This window comes from Mycobacterium sp. E342 (genome assembly GCF_001667665.1).
Classification (GTDB): domain Bacteria; phylum Actinomycetota; class Actinomycetes; order Mycobacteriales; family Mycobacteriaceae; genus Mycobacterium.
In genome coordinates, this window is sequence record NZ_LZJM01000105.1 from 1 (window position 1) to 1,387 (window position 1,387).

The 1,387-nt window shown below is 63.7% G+C and carries 2 protein-coding genes; both read left to right on the forward strand.

Features of this window, described 5'->3' with window-relative positions; all coding sequences use genetic code 11:
* Positions 1–423 (forward strand): glycosyltransferase (locus A5692_RS07210; protein ID WP_369830273.1); only part of this gene is annotated, 423 nt, incomplete at its 5' end.
* Positions 424–815: 392 nt separating this feature from the next.
* On the forward strand, positions 816–1,387 hold a 572-nt coding region (locus A5692_RS07215; RefSeq protein ID WP_197514383.1), incomplete at its 3' end, for a glycosyltransferase.

Consider the following 1,387-nt stretch of genomic DNA (forward strand, 5'->3'; position numbering starts at 1 on the left):
GAACGCGCGCTGATTTGCGCGGGCTGGAGCGATTTCAGCGAGGTGCGACTTCCCGAGCACGTCAAGGTGGTGGGCGCGGTGAATTATGCCGCGGTCTTTCCCGCCTGCCGCGCGGTCGTACACCATGGCGGCTCCGGCACCACGGCGGCTAGCCTGCGGGCCGGGGTCCCGACGCTGATCCTCTCGATGGACGCCAATCAAACCATCTGGGGGGCCCAGCTCAAGCGGCTGAAAGTCGGTGCCACGCGCCGGTTTTCGGCCACCACCCGGGAAACGCTGTTGACGGATCTGCGCCGGATACTCGACCCGGATTACGGCGTGCGCGCGCGAGAGATCGCCCGGCACATGACCAAACCCGCCGAAAGCGTCGTCAAGGCCGCCGACGTGGTGGAGAAGTTTGCCAGCTCACGGAGTCGCAGCTGATCGGCAAATTCGACAACCCGAACGCGTGCCGCGCGGTCGGCCTCGTGGCCCCGGCGCCGGCGCCGCACGAGTTTGCGCTTCTGGAGACACGCGACCACACTTTCTGGCACACTGATATCTGATCAGTCGACGTTGCCTGGGGGCCGCGTCAAGCCGTCAAAGGTCGTTACAGTCCAATGGTCGGGGGGATAGGGCCGATGATATTGGCTTCGTCATACCCGACGGCGCCCGGCGAGAATTGCCGGTTCGTCCGCTCGCGGAACCTCACTCCCCATGTCGTGCAACGAAAACAGTCAATCCCAATCGGGAAGGGAGAGACTGAAATTAGGGCCGAAAGACCCTACCTCCAGGAGTTGCCTGTGCAGCGGAAAAGTGATTAAGGTTACAACGCGATGAAATTTGCTGTGGCAAGCTATGGGACGCGCGGTGACATCGAGCCGTGCCTCGCTATCGGGCGGGAACTGACGCGCAGAGGGCATGAAGTCCGGATGGCCGTCCCGCCCAATCTTGTTGAGCTCGCGCAGGAAGCGGGCCTTGCGGCCATCGGCTACGGACCCGATATGCACGACTTCTGGAGCGACGAGTTCATCCGCGACTTCTGGAAGAATTTCGTCCGGGGCCCCATCAAGTTGATGCGCGACGCGTGGGAGCCGGTGCTGCGAAACTGGCAGCAGATGAGTGGGTCACTCATGTCGGTCGGGGCGGGCGCCGATTTGATCTTCACGGGACAGCTCTACCAGGACCTCGCGATCAACGTCGCGGACTACTACCGCATTCCGATGGCCACGCTGCATTACATCCCGATGCGGCCCAACGGCGAACTGATTCCCGCGTTGCCCGGGCCGATGGTCCGTACCGGCATGTCGGTGTACGACTGGATGTGCTGGCGGATGAACAAGAGGGCCGAGGACCGGCAGCGCCTTGAACTCGGCCTGCCCACCGCCACCGTCGCCTCACCGCGCCG